14 protein-coding genes and 1 tRNA gene are annotated in these 18,757 nt (G+C 36.3%); 7 read left to right on the forward strand and 8 right to left on the reverse strand.

Going from position 1 to position 18,757, the window contains the following annotated elements:
- The first annotated feature begins 172 nt into the window (after positions 1-172).
- A complete protein-coding gene (locus tag EF384_RS04825) occupies positions 173-1,381 on the forward strand; it encodes an NRAMP family divalent metal transporter (RefSeq protein ID WP_123779857.1) in 1,209 nt (402 codons plus the stop codon).
- A gap of 152 nt (positions 1,382-1,533) precedes the next feature.
- Here EF384_RS04825 and EF384_RS04830 read toward each other — a convergent pair whose 3' ends face one another.
- From EF384_RS04830 to EF384_RS04855, 6 genes are all read right to left on the reverse strand, one after another.
- Positions 1,534-1,716 (reverse strand): hypothetical protein, encoded by a 183-nt coding sequence (locus tag EF384_RS04830; RefSeq protein ID WP_123779858.1) that lies wholly within the window; start codon positions 1,714-1,716, stop codon positions 1,534-1,536.
- Between the two features lie 176 nt (positions 1,717-1,892).
- Positions 1,893-1,965 (reverse strand) — tRNA-Lys (locus EF384_RS04835).
- Positions 1,966-2,129: 164 nt separating this feature from the next.
- Complete coding sequence (locus tag EF384_RS04840) at positions 2,130-3,422, reverse strand: adenylosuccinate synthase (RefSeq protein ID WP_123779859.1); 1,293 nt, start codon at positions 3,420-3,422, stop codon at positions 2,130-2,132.
- A 17-nt stretch (positions 3,423-3,439) separates the two neighbouring features.
- Positions 3,440-4,828 carry a replicative DNA helicase gene (gene dnaB, locus EF384_RS04845; RefSeq protein WP_123779860.1) on the reverse strand — a complete coding sequence of 463 codons (1,389 nt, stop codon included), beginning with the start codon at positions 4,826-4,828 and terminating at the stop codon, positions 3,440-3,442.
- A gap of 144 nt (positions 4,829-4,972) precedes the next feature.
- Positions 4,973-5,425: a 50S ribosomal protein L9 gene (rplI, locus tag EF384_RS04850; protein WP_094518606.1), complete on the reverse strand. Its 453-nt coding sequence runs from the start codon at positions 5,423-5,425 to the stop codon at positions 4,973-4,975.
- 2 nt (positions 5,426-5,427) lie between these two features.
- Positions 5,428-7,455 carry a DHH family phosphoesterase gene (locus EF384_RS04855; protein ID WP_123779861.1) on the reverse strand — a complete coding sequence of 676 codons (2,028 nt, stop codon included), beginning with the start codon at positions 7,453-7,455 and terminating at the stop codon, positions 5,428-5,430.
- A gap of 2,838 nt (positions 7,456-10,293) precedes the next feature.
- On the opposite strand from EF384_RS04855, the gene EF384_RS04860 reads away from it, so the two are divergent.
- Genes EF384_RS04860 through opp4A form a run of 5 tightly spaced genes read left to right on the forward strand, consistent with a single transcriptional unit; the run spans position 10,294 to position 16,056 of the window.
- Positions 10,294-11,322, forward strand: coding sequence for an ABC transporter ATP-binding protein (locus EF384_RS04860; protein WP_233570039.1), 1,029 nt, complete (start codon positions 10,294-10,296; stop codon positions 11,320-11,322).
- Complete coding sequence (locus tag EF384_RS04865) at positions 11,322-12,278, forward strand: ATP-binding cassette domain-containing protein (protein ID WP_123779862.1); 957 nt, start codon at positions 11,322-11,324, stop codon at positions 12,276-12,278. Before EF384_RS04860 ends, EF384_RS04865 begins: the two co-directional genes overlap by 1 nt.
- 1 nt (position 12,279) lies before the next feature.
- Positions 12,280-13,242: an oligopeptide ABC transporter permease gene (opp4B, locus tag EF384_RS04870; protein ID WP_123779863.1), complete on the forward strand. Its 963-nt coding sequence runs from the start codon at positions 12,280-12,282 to the stop codon at positions 13,240-13,242.
- A gap of 26 nt (positions 13,243-13,268) precedes the next feature.
- Positions 13,269-14,186, forward strand: coding sequence for an ABC transporter permease (locus EF384_RS04875; protein WP_123779864.1), 918 nt, complete (start codon positions 13,269-13,271; stop codon positions 14,184-14,186).
- 55 nt (positions 14,187-14,241) lie between these two features.
- Entirely contained in the window at positions 14,242-16,056 is a 1,815-nt protein-coding gene (gene opp4A / locus EF384_RS04880; RefSeq protein ID WP_123779865.1) for an oligopeptide ABC transporter substrate-binding protein, read from the forward strand.
- Between the two features lie 627 nt (positions 16,057-16,683).
- Here opp4A and EF384_RS04885 read toward each other — a convergent pair.
- Together EF384_RS04885 and EF384_RS04890 are read right to left on the reverse strand one after the other, a co-directional pair.
- Positions 16,684-16,953, reverse strand: a complete 270-nt coding sequence (locus EF384_RS04885) for a Txe/YoeB family addiction module toxin (RefSeq protein WP_123779866.1) — start codon at positions 16,951-16,953, stop codon at positions 16,684-16,686.
- Positions 16,953-17,216 carry a type II toxin-antitoxin system Phd/YefM family antitoxin gene (locus EF384_RS04890; RefSeq protein WP_123779867.1) on the reverse strand — a complete coding sequence of 88 codons (264 nt, stop codon included), beginning with the start codon at positions 17,214-17,216 and terminating at the stop codon, positions 16,953-16,955. Before EF384_RS04890 ends, EF384_RS04885 begins: the two co-directional genes overlap by 1 nt.
- Before the next feature lie 413 nt (positions 17,217-17,629).
- On the opposite strand from EF384_RS04890, the gene EF384_RS04895 reads away from it, so the two are divergent.
- A complete protein-coding gene (locus EF384_RS04895; protein ID WP_123779868.1) occupies positions 17,630-18,664 on the forward strand; it encodes a branched-chain amino acid aminotransferase in 1,035 nt (344 codons plus the stop codon).
- Positions 18,665-18,757 lie beyond the last annotated feature (93 nt).

The raw sequence follows: 18,757 nt of genomic DNA on the forward strand, positions 1-18,757 counted from the left end.
AAATTGTAAATTCGTCATACAAATATAAAATTTTAAAAAACAATACGGAGTGTCTTGCTCATGATTGTTTCCAATTGTACAATACATACAATTGATAAAATGATCGATTGGCTCATGAAAACATAAATGAATAGCCTTTCAAAATTAAACTTCAAATTAGGAGCATGAACCAATGTCGAAACAAATAAATGATACAACACAAACCATCAAAAAATCTGATCGTCGTGCGTTAATTGGTGCAGCCTTCATTATGGGTACCTCAGCAATTGGACCTGGCTTTCTTACCCAAACTGCTACCTTCACTGAACAACTAGGAGCGAATTTTGGTTTTGTTATTTTAGTTGCCACAATCATCTGCCTTATCGTGCAGTTAAACGTTTGGCGCGTCATTTCCGTCAGTGGTTTGCGCGGACAAGATATTGCCAACAAAGTAAAACCTGGTTTAGGTAATTTTATTGCCATCCTTATCGTTTTAGGAGGTATTGCATTTAACACAGGTAATATTGGTGGTGCTGCATTAGGTTTGAATGTACTTTTTGGCATCGATACGAAAATTTCATCTCTTATTGGCACCCTCCTTGTTTTAGCTTTCTTTTTCAGAAAAGACATAGCCAACATGTTGGATAAACTTTCTACCCTTGTAGCAGGTGTCATGATTATTTTAATGGCTTACGTTGTTTTCCGTTCTCAGCCCCCTGTATTAGATGCGATTCTCAGTACATTTGTACCAACAAAATTTGATGTTTCAGCAATTTTAACTATTGTCGGAGGAACTGTTGGGGGATACATCACCTTCTCTGGTGGCCATCGCTTATTAGACGCCCATGTCACAGGAACAAACGCTGTTAATCAAGTCGATCATTCTGCTAGTTCAGGTATCGGTGTATCGACAGTGATGCGCATTCTTTTATTCTTAGCTAGTCTTGGTGTCGTATCTCAAGGTGTTCATCTAGATCCAAATAACCCAGCAGCTACTGTATTTCAATCCTCTGTTGGTCAATTTGGCTATATTGCTTTCGGCATTCTAATGTTTACCTCTGGACTTAATGCCATCACAGGATGTTCTTATACATCAATTTCCTTCATCAAAACGCTCATTCCATGGGTTAATAAAAATGAACGTTGGTCAATTATTATTCTTGTCCTAATTGCTGAATTAATTTTCTTACTAGTTGGTCAACCCGCCCAAGTCCTAGTAATTGTAGGTGCCCTTAACGGCATGATTTTACCATTAACACTCGGTTCAATGCTAATTGCCTCTCGTCGAATCAATATTGTTGGTGACTATAAACATTCAAAATTACTCACCATATCAGGTTGGATTGTTGTTGTATTAACTGCATTTATGGCTGTTCGTACATTCATTACCTTATTCGTCTAACTTCAAAACTAAACGGTCTAACAATTTAAAATACGCGCTAACCTACTAATAAAAAAGATAACCCTCTGAGAAACTTGTGAGCAGAATTAGTATAAACATACTAATTCGTTACGCAGCTCTTCTCTTTGGGTTATCTTTTTATTCTGGAATTCTCATGCTTTATTTGTAGGTCCATATATGATACGTGTAACTAACTTATCACTCAAATACGCGGTAATAAATGAAAAAGGTACCAAAAAGCCCGTATTTAAATTTGGTAAAAAGACTAGAAAAATAGCAGTAAACCCCAGAAACAACACGGCCATCGAAAGGATATACAATACATCTTTATTCATCAACATTCTCCTATACAGAAAACGGTTACAGTAAATTTTAATGTAATTGTACGCTTTCTATTTTTATTTGCAAATATTAGTGCACAAAAGGGTGCACACTTTGACCTAATAGCCTCACAAAAAAGCCCCAAAAGATTGATAATTCAACCTTTTGGGGCTTTTACTTTTTTAAAATATGGACCGACAGGGGCTCGAACCCTGGACCCACGGATTAAGAGTCCGTTGCTCTACCAACTGAGCTATCGATCCATCAAATGTGCTTCACACATGTAACATTACTATTCTACACCCAGAAAATAGTAAATTCAAGGGTTTTAACTTTAAAAAATGATAAATACCAAAATGAACATTGCACAAAAAACAAAAAGGACCCCTTTCAGGATCCTTATCAATGCCAGAATAAACTATTAAAATTAGCTATTCCAGATATCTTCTAAAATATTTGTTTGTGTACGGTCTGGACCAACAGAGAATGTTGCAATGTTAACGCCAACTAATTCTCCAACACGTTCTACGTAACGACGTGCATTATCAGGTAATTCTTCTAATGTTTTCGCAGAAGTAATATCTTCAGACCAACCTGGTAATTCTTCATAAACAGGTTTACATTCAGCCAATTGGTTCAAGCTAGCTGGGTAGTAATCAATACGTGTACCATCAGCTTTTTCGTAAGCCACACAGATTTTCACTGTTTCAAGGCCTGATAAAACATCAATTGAGTTCAATGATAAATCAGTTAAACCTGAAATACGTTTTGAGTGACGCATTACTACAGAGTCAAACCAACCAACACGGCGTGGACGACCAGTAGTCGTACCATATTCGCGACCAACTTCACGGATTTGGTTTCCAACTTCATCAAATAATTCAGTTGGGAATGCACCTTCACCTACACGAGAAGTATATGCTTTCGCAACACCAACAACTTTAGAAATTTGTGTTGGACCTACACCAGTACCTACAGTAGCACCACCAGAAACAGGGTTTGAAGATGTAACGAATGGATAAGTACCTTGGTCAATATCTAATAGGTTACCTTGCGCACCTTCGAATAAAACATTTTCACCGCGGTCTAAGTATTCGTTGATGATAACAGAAGTATCCGCAACAAATTCTTTGATTTCTTGACCATAAGCGTAGTATTCTTCTAAAATTTCGTCATAATTTAAGGCTTCGCCACCATAAATTTTTGTAATAACGTCATTTTTGTAAGTCATATTTTCTTTTAACTTAGCTGCGAATGTATCTTTTTCAAGTAAATCACACATACGAATACCGCTACGAGAAGCTTTATCAGTATATGCTGGACCAATACCCTTGATTGTTGTACCAATTTTATCGTCACCTTTTGCTTCTTCTTGCAAACGGTCTAACTCAATATGGTAAGGCAAAATCACGTGAGCACGGTCTGAAATACGTAAACCACTCACATCGATGCCATGGTCTCTCAAGTAATTTAATTCTTTAATCAAAGCCTTAGGATTCACAACCACACCGTTACCAATAACAGATAATTTCTCAGATGAGAAGATACCTGAAGGAATCAAGTGTAAAGCATACTTAGTGCCATCGAATTGAATCGTATGACCTGCATTATCTCCACCTTGATAACGCACAATCACAGATGCATCTTTCGCTAGGAAATCGGTAATTTTACCTTTCCCTTCGTCTCCCCACTGAGTACCTACTACGACTATTCCTGACATATATAATTTTCCTCTCTTTAATTAAACATACCATCATCGGTTCTAAAGCTTACCGATGAAAATTTGTTAAATTCTTTTGTAAAAATAAGTTTCACTGTACCACGCGCACCAGACCGGTTCTTTTCAATAATCACTTCGACAATGTTATCTTCAAGTCTCGGCTCATCACTATCTTCGCTGCCACCTTCACCACGTTCATAATAATCATCACGATAAAGGAAAGCAACAATATCCGCATCCTGTTCAATAGATCCAGACTCACGAATATCAGACAACACAGGGCGTTTATCCTGACGTTGTTCCACACCACGAGATAACTGCGACAAGGCAATTACAGGTACATGTAATTCCTTAGCAATTTTCTTCAACTGACGCGAAATTTCAGACACTTCTTGTTGTCTATTTTCATTTCTTTTACCAGACCCTTCAATCAATTGAAGGTAGTCTATAACGATTAAATCTAGTTGTCCCCGTTCTTTAAGTAAACGTCTACTTTTAGATCTAATTTCGGTAACCCTAATACCTGGCGTATCATCAATATAGATATCCGCTTCTGATAAGGCACCTGACGCAACAATCAAATCAGACCATTCATCATCGGTTAATTGCCCCGTTTTCAAATGCCCCGCATTGATACTACCCTCGGCACAAATCATACGGTTAACCAATGATTCCGCACCCATCTCCAAACTAAAGACAGCTACCACGCCACCTTGCTTTGTCGCTACATTTTGTGCAATATTCAAAGCAAATGCAGTCTTACCAACGGCAGGACGTGCTGCAAGAATAATCAGTTCCTCGGGTTGTAACCCCGCAGTCATATGATCAAGATCTGGGTAACCCGTAGGAATACCTGTAACCTCTTGGCCATTTCTAGACAAATCATCCAGATTTTCCATACTTTCCAACACAACGTCTCGGATATGGATAAACCCATTTCGATTACGATTTTCAGCCACATTTAAAATGGCTTTTTCTGCCTCATCTAGGATAACAGAAACTGACTCTTCCTGCTCATAACTCTCGCGAGAAATTTTATTTGATGCTTGAATTAATTTTCTTAATAGGGATTTTTCTTCCACTATTTTGGCATAATACTCCGCATTCGCAGCAGTCGGTGTATCATTCGCCAATTGGAAAATGTACTCATAACCGCCCACGTTTTCGAGCATATGCATGTTATTTAACTTTTGTTGTACCGTTAATGCATCAATTGCCTCATCGTCCCGGCTTAGTTCTTCCATAGCTTCAAAGATCAACTGATTCGCACGACTATAAAAATCGTCAGCTGATACATACTCAAGCACAGAAATAAACACATCGGAATCAAGTAAGATCGCACCAAGTACAGCTTGCTCGGCTTCAATACTTTGAGGCGGTGTTATGTTATCAAAATTTTCCGCCAAATCAGCACCTCCATTACCTAACCATTATACTAAAAATCTAGCCATAAATGGAATAAATTCAACATCAATTGATAAAAGTCATAGCAACAAAAAAATGAGCTCGGGTAATTAGTCCCAAGCTCCATTTTTTGCTGTCTGAAATGATTATTCTTCTACAATATGAACACGGATAGTTGCTTCTACTTCATGGTGCAATTTCACCGGTACATTTGTAAAACCAAATGAACGGATTGGTTCATCTAAGTCCATTTTACGTTTATCTACTTTAATATCGTATTGTTTTAACAAAGCAGTAGCGATTTGTTTAGATGGTACTGAACCAAATAAACGGCCATCTTCGCCACCTTTAGCTTTAATTGTAACAATTGTTTTTTCATCTTCAATTGTTGCCTTTAATTTTTTAGCTTCTTCAAGTTCTTCTTGTGCTAATTTTTCATTTGCTTTTTCTTGACCACGTAAAGCAGAAACTGCACTAGAAGTAGCTTCCTCAGCTAAACCTTTTTTAATCAAAAAGTTTTGAGCGTAGCCATTTGGCACTTCTTTTACTTGACCTTTTTTACCTTGATTTTTAACATCTGCTAGAAAAATAACCTTCATGATTATTCATCCTCCTCATTCTTTTCAATAATAACTGATTTTAACATGTCTACTGCTTCAGAAACAGTAACATCTGCAATTTGGGTGGCTGCATTTGATAAATGGCCCCCACCACCTAATTCTTCCATTGCTCTTTGAACGTTAATCGTGCCCAAGCTACGAGCTGAAATACCAACCCTGCCATCTTCTCTTAAGTAGACAACAAAGGAAGCATCTACATTACGCATAGATAATAACGTATCTGCTGCCTGAGCAGCCGTTACAGAGTCATATACTTCATCATCTGCACCGTGAGCAATACCTAGATTACCAGATACTAATTCAACGTTTTCAATTAATTGGTTACGTTTCACATAGTCTGATAAATCTTCTTTTAGTAAGTTTTGAATCATATATGAGTCAGCCCCTACAGATTTTAAATAACTTGCTGCATCAAATGTACGAGAACCCGTACGCAATGAGAAGTTACGTGTATCAACGATGATACCAGCTAACATTGCTGTAGCCTCGATACGTTTAATTGGTTCCCCATCTTGATTTTGATACTCAAAGAATTCTGTAATTAACTCACTCGTTGATGATGCATATGGCTCAATATACTCCAGCATAACATTATCTGGGATTTCTTCGCCTTTACGGTGGTGATCAATAATAATAACAGGTCTATTTGAGGTAATCAAATCAGGTGCAATCGTAATAGATGGCTTATGAACGTCTACTAAGAATAATAGCGAATCTGATTCCATTAACGTAGCCGCTTGTTCTGGTGTAATTAAAGAAGCAGCAATGACTTCATCTTTACGTAATTCTGCCAATAAACGTTCCGCATCATCATTAATGCGAGATTCATCAATAATGATATAACACATTTGATTATTCATTTCTGCAATACGACGAATACCTACACTAGCACCGATGGCATCCATATCTGGATAGTCATGTCCCATAACAAATACCGATGATGTATTCTTGATCATCGCTGCAATTGTATTGGCAATTTGACGTGAACGCACATGCGTACGTTTTTCCATAGGATTCGTTTTACCACCATAGTAACGTGCTTTTTGATTCTTCGTACGAATAACTACCTGGTCTCCACCACGACTTAATGCCAAGTCTAAGTTAGATTGCGCTTGATCTGAAATATCATCAACATCAATCACATCTTCTTTTTCTTGATATGCAATACCCATTGAAATCGTTAACGGTGCGTTGGCTTTAGATGTTTTCTCTCTGATATTATCTACAATGGCAAACTTATTTTCTTCCATTAAAGTTAATTGGCCATACGTAGATACCAATAAGAAATGATCATCATCTAAACGTTTCACATAAGAATCATAGTTCTTAGCCCATTTCGATAAATCACTCGTCATAGAGTTATCAATCGTTGACTTACGTCTATCATTCATTGAAGAAACTGTTTCATCATAGTTATCAATTACGATATGCGCAATTACGATTCGGCTAGCATCAGCATTCTCAGCAATAATGCCATATTTAGTGGAATCAATGAAGTACATTGCATGTTCCTCACGCAAATAAGTCACTTCAAAATATGCATTTTTCCATTCAAATCGTTTAGATTTCAATGTTTTATCATCTTGAAACTCTTGATACAGGTCATTCAATTCCTCATCCAAATCACTAATATCTAAACCAATAATTTCTTTTTGATAGAAGTATTTTTGTAAAAAGGGATTTACCCATTCAATCGTAGTAGCATTCTCATCAAATACAATAATACCAATCGGCATCTTCAATAAAATCTCGCTTTGAACAGACTTTATTTGATTACCTAGACTTAAAATATAAGTATTTAAGGCATGAAGCATTTGGAAAGAAACAAATCCCAATAAACCAATTACTACGATGACGATTATAATAGTAATAATCCCCAACTGTAGATTTCCCATTAAACTCATCCCTGCAATAATGATTAATAAAAGCAAACTAATCACTAATGGCCAGATAATAATTGGTTGTAATAAGAAAGATGGAATTTTTGACTGCCAATTCTCTCTCTTCATAAATATTCTCCTTTAGGTCAATAATTAGACACTTTGACATTACCCATTTTAACACAATCTTTAAAAACTATCAGTTTTATGTATTGATTTAGGGTTATAGAACATATGTTCTTTATGAATTGTTTCACACGGAACAATTTACTCAATTTTAACGACATTTCATAAGAATAGTAACCTATTTTTTCCAAAAATCTCTTCTATTAATGTTTTTTTCAGAATAATGTTTCACGTGAAACATTATTCTTTCTAGTATCTCTATTTTGGGTGCTAATTAGTATTTTAATCCTAATACTTCCCCCTTTCCCTATTTTCTCGCTTCAATTCAACTAAACTCTTCGATCTCTATTATCCAAAACTTTGGTTTAAGTTTCGTAGATCCAATAGTAGAAAAATTACATTACAATACATCTACATTATTCATTCTAAATTCTTACAATTTTTTAGTTCAATAAACCTGTTATCATCCTTCTTCATCCCCCTCACCAGCAAGCAACCAATGGCGTTGATCAGAATTGAAAAATTAATTCTTTCCACTTTTATTTAACAATATAATAAACAACGCTATCTATATTTGATTCACCACCTACACCATCCCATTTCTATGCTATCTATGTATGGTTCGAATCAATCACAGTAATACTTCATATTAACTTACATAATTATTCTTCTAAATAGATCCAAATGTTTCACGTGAAACATTTATCTTTTAAATAAGTTACTAATAATATAAATAGTACTTAATACTTAATACTTCATTCATTAAGTTAACTAACCTGGAGGATACGGATACGGTTATATAAGCAAACCCTTCCCTCATCATAGTTGTCTTGTGGTCTGTGGTGTAATTGGTGAGATTGTTTCTTCATTTATAGTGTCAATGTCCTTACAAGTAAGCAGACAGTCTAGAGCAAACAGTTGGATACAAAATACTGATAATTATATCTTTTTATAACGTTATGAAGGCAACACGCACCAATGAAGCACCACTGTCACTATATTCATGACGATCGATGACATTTTCAAACTTAGCGCAATAACTCTCAAAAAATATTTGAATAAATTTCTACTGGATTTACGCAGTAGTAGCCTTATATACGAGACTTATAAATTCATTATTAACTACTTGAGAACTTGACGATAATATTTTCACAGTGATAAATGACACCTGCTGTTAGACATAGGACTAGCATAAACGTATACAAAATGACATAGATTACATTAAGGCACCACACCAGCTAATAATTACTTTACATTTGATTCTCTGAATTCAAATTGTTTCACGTGAAACAATCAGTATTCTAATCTATCAACCTAATAATGTTTCACATCATCAAGCTAAATTAGTTTATACATAATTACTTACTTATGTATAAACTAACAAAGAACAAAGAGAATGTTTCACGTGAAACATTCTCTTTGTCCTTCAATACCATATTAAAGCTCTATCATGATCAAATCTAGAATAATAGAAAGAATTCCTATCTTCATAGCTCATTTATGAGGATAAAACAAAAAATTCAAAATAACTAGTTAAATAAATGTTTATAATTATTTATCAATCGTTTCCATATCAATTCAATAACACCTGCAACACCACTCACATAAGGACTCGCATACAAAACGACACACAACGCGAGACAGTCAACATAAAAAATATGTCATACAACTTAAATTACTGGAATAAAAATACTTACAGGATCCAATAGGTACATAGAAATACGTTAAAATACAGCAAAAATAAGCGTTTTGACAGTTAGATTACCAAATAATTAATAACAATCATTAATTATCTGTCAAAATCACGATCTCAATGTTTCACGTGAAACATATATAAGCATTTATAGGCCTGTGAGGCGTGGGTTACTGGTACCAATAAGTACTTACTTAAAACTTCAACTAGCCAATGTCATTAAAATCCTCCTGGCAATCATCTCTGCATAGCTATGTATCAATATTCAATACATTTATTCAAAATAAACTTTCATTTTTCATGTTCAATCAACAGCAGAAAGAGATTAAACATAGCAGCATAGCCCACCTATGTATCCAACTAAGTAAGTATTTGTATCAAAATATAAGAATAGGGCTCAGAAAAACTAGAGGTCCAACAGCAATAATAATAGTATCGTTTATTACTCTCTATTACTCCATATGCAAACTAGATACATTCATCCGTTCTTCAGCCTCTCATACATTATTTACACTTTTTTCTTATACTACCTCTTATATGTCTTTTTCTATTTTCTACCATCTTCTTTCTATCTCTTCACTTATTTCACCATTCGTCTAATTTCACACCTTCATCTTTATTCACTTTTTCTCATTTATTTTTCTTATATTTACCAAAAATTCTATCAACTGTACTACAACAATTATTGTATTCACCTGTTACATAAGCTAACATCATTTTTGCTACATCAGCTATTATTTTCCCCAAAATCAAACTTCATTTACTCACCTGAATCAAATTTCCACATGTGTATAAGTTGTTTCAGACAGTTAATTTCGGTCAAACTTGTTCGTATTTGTCCACAAGTCAAAGTAGCGAATATACGGTCTTTATACAAGGTAATGACGACTTACTCACACACTTATCCACAAACGTTTGTTTCCCTGTATTCATCTGATAAAAACCATACATGTTTATTAAAACTACATTAAATGGTAACGGTTACCAATACATACAAATATTAAAAATTTATGAAGAAAATGTAACATTTTTAATTATTTAACTTGAAATATATTTCTGAGTAAGGTAAGGTATTTTAAACACGAACATTAGAATAAGATTAATTATCTCTAATTAAAAATATCTTACATAAGGAAGAGGTGACTATATTGCCTTCTGAGCATCTATTGTCAATCAATCATTTAGAAACAGGTTTTCGTTTCGGTGATGAGTACTTCAATGCTGTTGACGACGTCTCCTTAACTTTAAACAAGAACGAGGTCCTCGCAATTGTTGGAGAGTCTGGATCAGGAAAGAGTACTTTAGCCACTTCCATTGTAGGTTTACATGATAAGGGTAATACTCGTATCTCAGGTGAAATTATCTATAATGGAAAGAATTTGTTAGAAAACACTGAAGCAGAGTTTAATGAACTACGTGGAAACGATATCGGTATGATTTTCCAAGATCCATTAGGGTCCTTGAATCCATTAATGACCGTTCAAGATCAAATCGCTGAAACGTTGCTTTACCATTCAACACTTAATAAGGAAGAACGTTACGCTAGGGTAGAAGAATTGCTAGAACAAGTGCAAATTCCTAATCCTAAACGCGTGATGAAACAATATCCTCATGAATTATCAGGTGGGATGCGCCAAAGGGTAGTGATTGCTATTGCCTTGGCCAATAAACCAGCAATTATTATTGCGGATGAGCCTACAACAGCACTTGATGTAACCGTTCAAGCGCAAATTTTAGACTTAATGACTGATATCCAGGATGAAATTGGTTCAGGAATCCTATTAATTACCCATGATTTAGGGGTAGTTGCACAAACAGCTGATAAAGTAGCTGTGATGTATGCAGGTGAAGTTATCGAAGTTGCAGATGTATTTGAATTATTTAATAATCCGAAACATCCATATACGCGTTCACTTCTAAATTCCGTACCACAAGGATTAGAAAATGAACAAGATGAGCTTCACGTAATTCAGGGAACCGTACCTTCTTTACAAAACCTACCTCGAACAGGGTGTCGTTTTGCAGATCGTATTCCTTGGATTGATGCAAGTGAGCATGAGGAGAATCCTACTTTCCATGAAGTAACACCAAATCATTTCGTGAAATGTACTTGTTGGGAACATTTCCACTTCCCAGAACAAGAAGATGTCGACGAGTTTAAGGATGGTGTTGTCTAATGGGATTTATTGAAGTAAAAGATTTAAAAGTCCATTATCCAATCCGCGGTGGCTTTTTTAACACAATTCAAGACAATGTTTATGCCGTAGATGGTATTAATCTTGAGATTGAGAGCGGTAAGACGTATGGACTAGTTGGTGAGTCGGGTTCTGGTAAGTCAACCATTGGCCGTGCCATTATTGGGTTAGAGAAAATTACATCCGGCCAAGTTTTATATGAGGGAACAGATGTTACAAATAAAGCTCGGAAAAAACATGGCAAATACGGTGAATATAACCGTAACGTGCAAATGATTTTCCAAGATTCTACAATGTCATTGAATCCGAAAAAACGGATTTTAGATGTAATTGCAGAACCAATTAGAAATTATTACAACTATTCTGATAAAGAAATTAAACATCGCGTGATTGAGTTATTAGAAATTGTTGGATTGAATGAAGATACCATTTATAAATATCCACATGAATTTTCAGGTGGTCAGCGACAACGTTTAGGTGTTGCTCGAGCTGTTGCAAGTAATCCCAAGTTAATTATTGCGGATGAACCAACATCGGCCTTAGACTTGTCCGTTCAGGCACAGGTTCTAAACTTTATGAAGCGCATACAAAGTGAATATAACTTGAGTTACCTGTTCATTTCCCATGATTTAGGGGTTGTGGAACATATGGCAGATGAAATTGCCATCATGCATAAGGGTCGTTTTGTGGAACATGGTAGCAAGAAAGAGATTTTTAGAAATCCGCAACATATTTATACAAAACGCTTGCTTGCAGCTATTCCAGAGATGGATCCTGGTAAACGGGTTGAAATTAAACAAAGACGACAAGCAATTGATGCTGAATATCAAAAGACTTCTAATCAATATTATGATGAAAATAATCGTGTATATGATTTAGTACCTTTTGCAGCCAATCATGAAGTCGCTTTAAATCCAAATACGAAAGGGGGCAATTAAAATGTGGAAAACCATTTTAAGACGGGTCATCCTGATGCTCCCACAAATTATGATTTTAAGTATCTTGGTATTTATCGTTGCACGTTTTATGCCTGGAGATCCTTTTACCGGTTTGATTACACCAGAAACTGATCCTTCTACTTTAGAAGCTTTAAGAGAACGCGCAGGGTTGAATGACCCACTGCCAGTTCAATATTTTAATTGGCTAAAAAATGCACTACAAGGGGACTTTGGTATGTCCTATACCTATAAGGTTCCGGTCGCTACTTTAATAGGTGACCGTGCAATTAATACGGTTTTCTTATCATTGATTTCCTTGATATTTACGTATTTAATTGCCTTGCCACTTGGTATCTTAGCTGGTCGCTACGCGAACTCTGCTTTTGATAAAGGGGTAGTACTTTATAACTTCATTTCATATGCAATTCCAACCTTCGTTCTAGCCTTATTAATGGTCTGGTTCTTTGGTTATGAATTGCAGTGGTTCCCTACAAATGGTTCGGTAAGTACTGGTGTTACAGAAGGTACCTTATCCTACTACTGGGACCGCATTTACCATATGCTATTGCCTGCAATTACTTATGCGTTACTTGCGACAACGGGGATTATTCAATACCTACGTAGTGAAGTAATTGACGCAAAACAACAAGATTATGTTAAGACTGCTCGTTCTAAAGGGGTACCAGAAAATATGGTGTACAACCGTCATATTTTCAGAAACTCTATTTTACCAGTCGCTTCAACATTTGGTTATGAAATTACTGGTCTGATTGGTGGTTCTGTCTTCATTGAACAAATCTTTGCTTATCCTGGTATGGGACAATTATTTATTCAATCCATCAACAGTCGTGACTACTCAGTCATTACAGCATTAGTATTATTGTTTGGTATTACAACCATTGTAGGTACACTACTTTCTGACATTATTATGACTATCGTAGATCCTCGTATACGGATTCAGTAGGCAGATGAAGGAAGGAGTGAAAATAAATGGAAAATTTTAAAAAGACAACCGATCAAGAAGCTGTTGCAAATGAAGTAACCAGTACCCCGCCATTAGGCTTCCGGGTAATCTGGCGTGAATTTTTAAAAGATAAAGTGGCTTTATTCAGCCTAATCTTATTGGTATTCATTGTTGCCGGTGTTTTCATCGGTGCATTGGTCTTAGATCAAGATGAAATATTACGCATATCCTTACTAGATTCTTATATGCCACCAGGAGAAGATTACATCCTTGGTACTGATTCCGGTGGTCGCTCAATATTCGGTCAATTGATTATTGGGGCTAGAAACTCCATTGTCATTGGTTTTGCGATTACTGCAATTACAAGTATCGTAGGGATTACAGTCGGCTTAATCGCTGGCTACTACGGTGGTATTGTAGATGACATTTTGATGCGTATTATCGACTTCATTATGTTATTACCTACAACCATGTTAATCATCGTTTTCATTACATTAGTTTCTGACTATAATGTTTGGACTTTTATCTTAGTAATGAGTGCTTTTTATTGGGTAGGTCAAGCACGGTTAATCCGTAGTAAAGCCCTATCTGAAAGTAGACGTGATTACATCAGTGCCTCAAAAACGATGGGGACACCAACAATCAAAATCTTATTTCAGGAAATACTTCCTAATTTAAGTTCCTTAATTATCGTAAATTTAACTTTAAACTTCGCCGCAAATATTGGTATTGAGACTGGTCTTTCTTATTTAGGGTTTGGTTTACCAACCTCAACACCAAGTTTGGGAACACTCGTAAGCTACGCGCAGTCACCAGATATTCTGGAAAATAAAACATGGGTATGGCTGCCTGCATCACTACTAATCTTAGTATTGATGCTTTGCATTAACTATGTGGGTCAAGCTTTAAAACGATCTGCAGATGCAAGACAACGATTAGGGTAATTATTTTTTTATAAAAAATTACAAATTTGACCTTAGGGGTTAAGGAGGAAAATATATGAAGAAATGGTATAAACTTTTGGGATTAACGGCCGCAGCGGCACTAGCTTTAGTTGCGTGCGGTACTACAAGTGATGAAACTGCAGATTCTTCATCAGCTTCAGGTGAATCATCAACTGAAGGTGAAGCTACAGCACCAGAATTATCAACGACTGTAGACAACGAAGGTGATGCAATTGATGGTGGTACTTTACAAGTAGGTTTAGTTACAGATACTCCATTCCAAGGTATTTTCTCTTGGGAATACTATGAAGATGCTTATGATGCTGAAATTATGCAATTTGCCTTTGACTCATTATTCGGTACTGATGAAAACTTCCAAATCGATGATTCTGGTAAAGCGACTGTTGAATTAGATCAAGAAGCTAAAAAAGCAACAATCACTTTAAAAGAAGGCTTGAAATGGTCTGATGGTGACGACTTAACGGCAGAAGACGTTGTTTTCCCATATGAAGTAATCGGTTCTCCTGACTACACTGGGGTACGTTACGATTCAACATTCATGAACATTGTTGGTATGGAAGAATACCACAATGGTGAAGCTGATACGATTTCTGGTATTACTATCGTTGATGATTTAACTGTTGAAATTCAATACATCGAAGTAGGTCCATCTATGCTTCAAGCTGGTGGTGGTATCTGGTCATACGCAATGCCTAAACACTACTTAAGCGACGTTCCAGTTGCTGATTTAGCATCATCAGAAAAAATCCGTTCTACACCAGTTGGTGACGGTCCATTCCGTATCACTAAGGTTACACCTGGTGAATCAGTTGAATTCGAAGCGAATGAAAACTACTGGTTAGGAACACCTAAATTAGATAACGTAGTCTTAGAAGTTGTACCATCTAGCTCAATTGTAGCTGCCCTTGAAAACGGTACTTACGATATTGCTTTATCTATGCCAACTGACCAATACGAATCTTATGCAGAACTTCCTGGCTACTCTTTATTAGGTCGTGATGAATTATCATACACTTATATCGGATTTAAACTAGGTAAATGGGATGCAGAAGCTGGGGAAGTTGTACCAGACGAAAATGCGAAAATGGCAGACAAATCATTACGTCAAGCTATGGGATACGCACTTGATAATAATGCTGTTGCAGAGCGTTTCTACAATGGTTTACGTTCTAATGCGAATACTGTTATTCCACCAGTATTTGGTTCATTTGGTGCAACTACTGAAGAAGTACCTGGCTACACTTATGACCCTGACAAAGCCAACCAATTATTGGATGATGCAGGATATGCAGATACTGATGGCGATGGTTTACGTGAAGATCCAGACGGGGAAAAATTAACAATTAACTTTGCCTCTATGGAGGGTGGCGAAACTGCTGAACCAATCGCTCAATACTACATCCAATCATGGAATGAAATTGGTTTAGACGTTCAATTAACAGATGGTCGTTTACTTGAATTCAACAGCTTCTATGACCGTGTACAAGCCGATGATGAAAATATCGATATCTATCAAGCCGCTTGGGGTACTGGTACTGACCCAGCACCAAACGGATTATACGGACGTAATGCTGAATTCAACTTCTCTCGTTGGGCAACTGAAGAAAATGATAACTTCATGGCTGACTTCACTAGTGCTGAAGCCTTTGATGCTGAATTCCAACAAAATACATTCATCGAATGGCAAAAATACTTCTCTGAAGAAGCACCAGTTATTCCAACATTATTCCGTACAGAAGTCTTACCAGTTAACAACCGTGTGAAACACTATGACTTCGGTTATGATGCACCAGCTGACTTTGGATGGCACTCAGTTGAGTTAACAGCAGACGCACCTGTCACAGAATAAAATAAGGATGTGAGGACCGACGCTCAGAAAGCCACCGGTGGAAGATTAGGGCAGACGATGACGGTAGTCATCGGCAATCTAATCTGAAGCGCAAGGCTTTCTGGAGGTCCGAACTCAACTTTAGGATGCGACTATAAGCGCTTAGACCCAAACACTGGAAGACTATAGCAGTGACGCACGCAATGTGGCGCAATATAGTCTGAAGTGGAATTGGGTCTGCTTATTGGAGCTCAACTTCAGGATGTGAGGACCGACGCTCACCTTTAGGATGCAACTATAGGCGTTCTATGCTTAACTCAAACAATAAAATAAAAAATGCCTTAGTCCACTTTGGTGGATTAGGGCATTTTTTACTCCAACTTTTTTGGGGGGCACTACAAAATGACTTGTGTACGCCTTTTGCTATATTCAAAATATATACTTTTTACAAGATATGAGGACTAGAAGTGTAGTTCCTATGCCGTGGGATAAGATATCCGAAGAGTTGCTAAAAGCACCTCTAGCGGCTATCAAAAGTTTGGAGACCTTGGCTCCAAACGGTCCCACGGCTATAAGGAACGTACACTGCAAGGACGAAAATCGAAGATTTTAGACTTTTTCCCAGCTTTGGTATCCTTCTGAATTAGTTTAATCGCGATAATGACTCTCTGCAGAGTATATAGTTACGATTTTCTGATCTTCATCAATTGTATAAACTACCCGATGTTTAATATTAATTCGTCTTGAATAAAGACCTCTTTCGGGTGGAAATAGTTTTTCAAATGATTGAGTTGGTTCATAGGGATTTCTTATTAAAGTTTCGATTATGGATTGGAAACTTTCTCGAAGCGGCCTTTCTTTTATTTTTATTAAATCGGATGTTGAAGAATTTTTGATTTTTATTGTGTAATTATCCATTAAAGATCATCCCAATCAATATCGTCAATATCTGTTGTGCCACTATTATCTTTCATTCTTTCGTGGACTTTATCTAATACACCATTATCTTGTAGGAATAAAGTTTCTTGAATTGCATTCCAATTTGCACGACTAATTATCACGGCATCATTTTCTTTGTTTTCACTAATAATTTCTACTTCGTATTGATTTTTATTAACATCTTTCAAAATTTGGTAGAAATTTTTTCGAGCAGCAGTAGGATTCATAATTATTTTACTCATAATTTAGCCCTCCTTATATTCATATTATAACGTACTTAACTACGTACGTAAATGATATGAATTTGAATATCTTAAAGAGTCTCTTGTTATTGATTATTAAAAATATTTTAATATAATTATGAAATTTATTAACTTTTTTTCATTTTGGTCTTGCAATCTATTTTCAATTGCGTTATATTAAATTTACATTAGAAAATGAAAGAGGTAGTCTCATGAAAACATTAGCACGAGTGATTATTGTCATTAATAACAAGGACTTTACGAATTAGTGGTTACACTAATAATTAATCGTAAGTCCTATTCGTGTTGAACAACTGAATGGGACTTAGGCCTCCCATTCAGTTAGCTGATTGGGAGGCCTTTTTCTTTACTAATAAAAATAAGCAAAAAATAAAATTAAAGGAGCTGCTTTTATGACTGACAAATTGAACTGGGACGAATTAGACTTTTCTTACACTGAGGTACCTTACCGTTGGCGTGCATACTGGAAAGATGGCGAATGGTATAAAGCTGGATTAGAAACTGATCCACAATTACCAATCCGCGAAGCAGCACCAATCGTAAACTATGGACAAGGTGTATTTGAAGGAAACAAAGCTTATGGTACCAAAGACGGTAAAGTTGTTTTATTCCGTCCAGACGAATTCGGTGAACGTTTAAACCGTGGTGCTCGTCGTATGGCAATGCCAGAAGTGCCAGTTGAAGAATTTGTCCGTGCATGTAAAGAGGTAGTTAAAGCAAACCGCGACTACGTACCACCATATGGACACAATGGTGCAGCAATGTTTATCCGCCCTATGTTATTAGGTGTTGGTGACCATATCCAAGTTTCAGCTGCTGAAGAATACTTATTCACTATCTATGTTTCACCAGTTGGACCTTTATACAAAGGTGGTTTAGTACCACATAACTACATCATCGACCACGAACACGACCGTGTTGCTGCCGATGGTACTGGTAACATTAAAGCAACTGCTAACTACGCATCTACTTTAGCTACAGCTAAGAAAATCAGAGAATCTGGTTACGATGACGTTTTATACTTAGACCCAGCTACACATACAAAAATCGATGAATTCTCATCTGCAAACTTCTTTGCTATTGAAAAAGACACAAACAAATTTGTAACACCTAAATCTGATACAGTATTACCTTCAATCACTAAAAAATCACTATTATGGTTAGCTGAAAATCGCTTAGGTTTAGAAGTTGAAGAAGGCGACATCAAGGTTGACGAATTCGACAAATATGCTGAAGCAGGTGCTATGGGTAATGCGGCAATCATCTCTCCAGCAGCTTCTGTTACTTACAAAGATGACCGTCACGTATTCTATTCAGAAACTGAAGTTGGACCTGTTTCTAAAGCATTATACAAAGAATTAACAGCTATCCAATTCGGTGAAGTTGAAGCACCTGAAGGATGGATCGTAGACGTAGACGAAGATTAATTTTTGTCAATAAGGCCCTAGAGGTTGGTGACTTCGACCATCACCAATCTCGATGAGGGGTTTAAACCGTTAAGATAATTGACCAAATACAAA

The sequence above is a fragment of the Aerococcus agrisoli genome (genome assembly GCF_003797145.1).
In the GTDB taxonomy this organism is placed as follows: domain Bacteria; phylum Bacillota; class Bacilli; order Lactobacillales; family Aerococcaceae; genus Aerococcus; species Aerococcus agrisoli.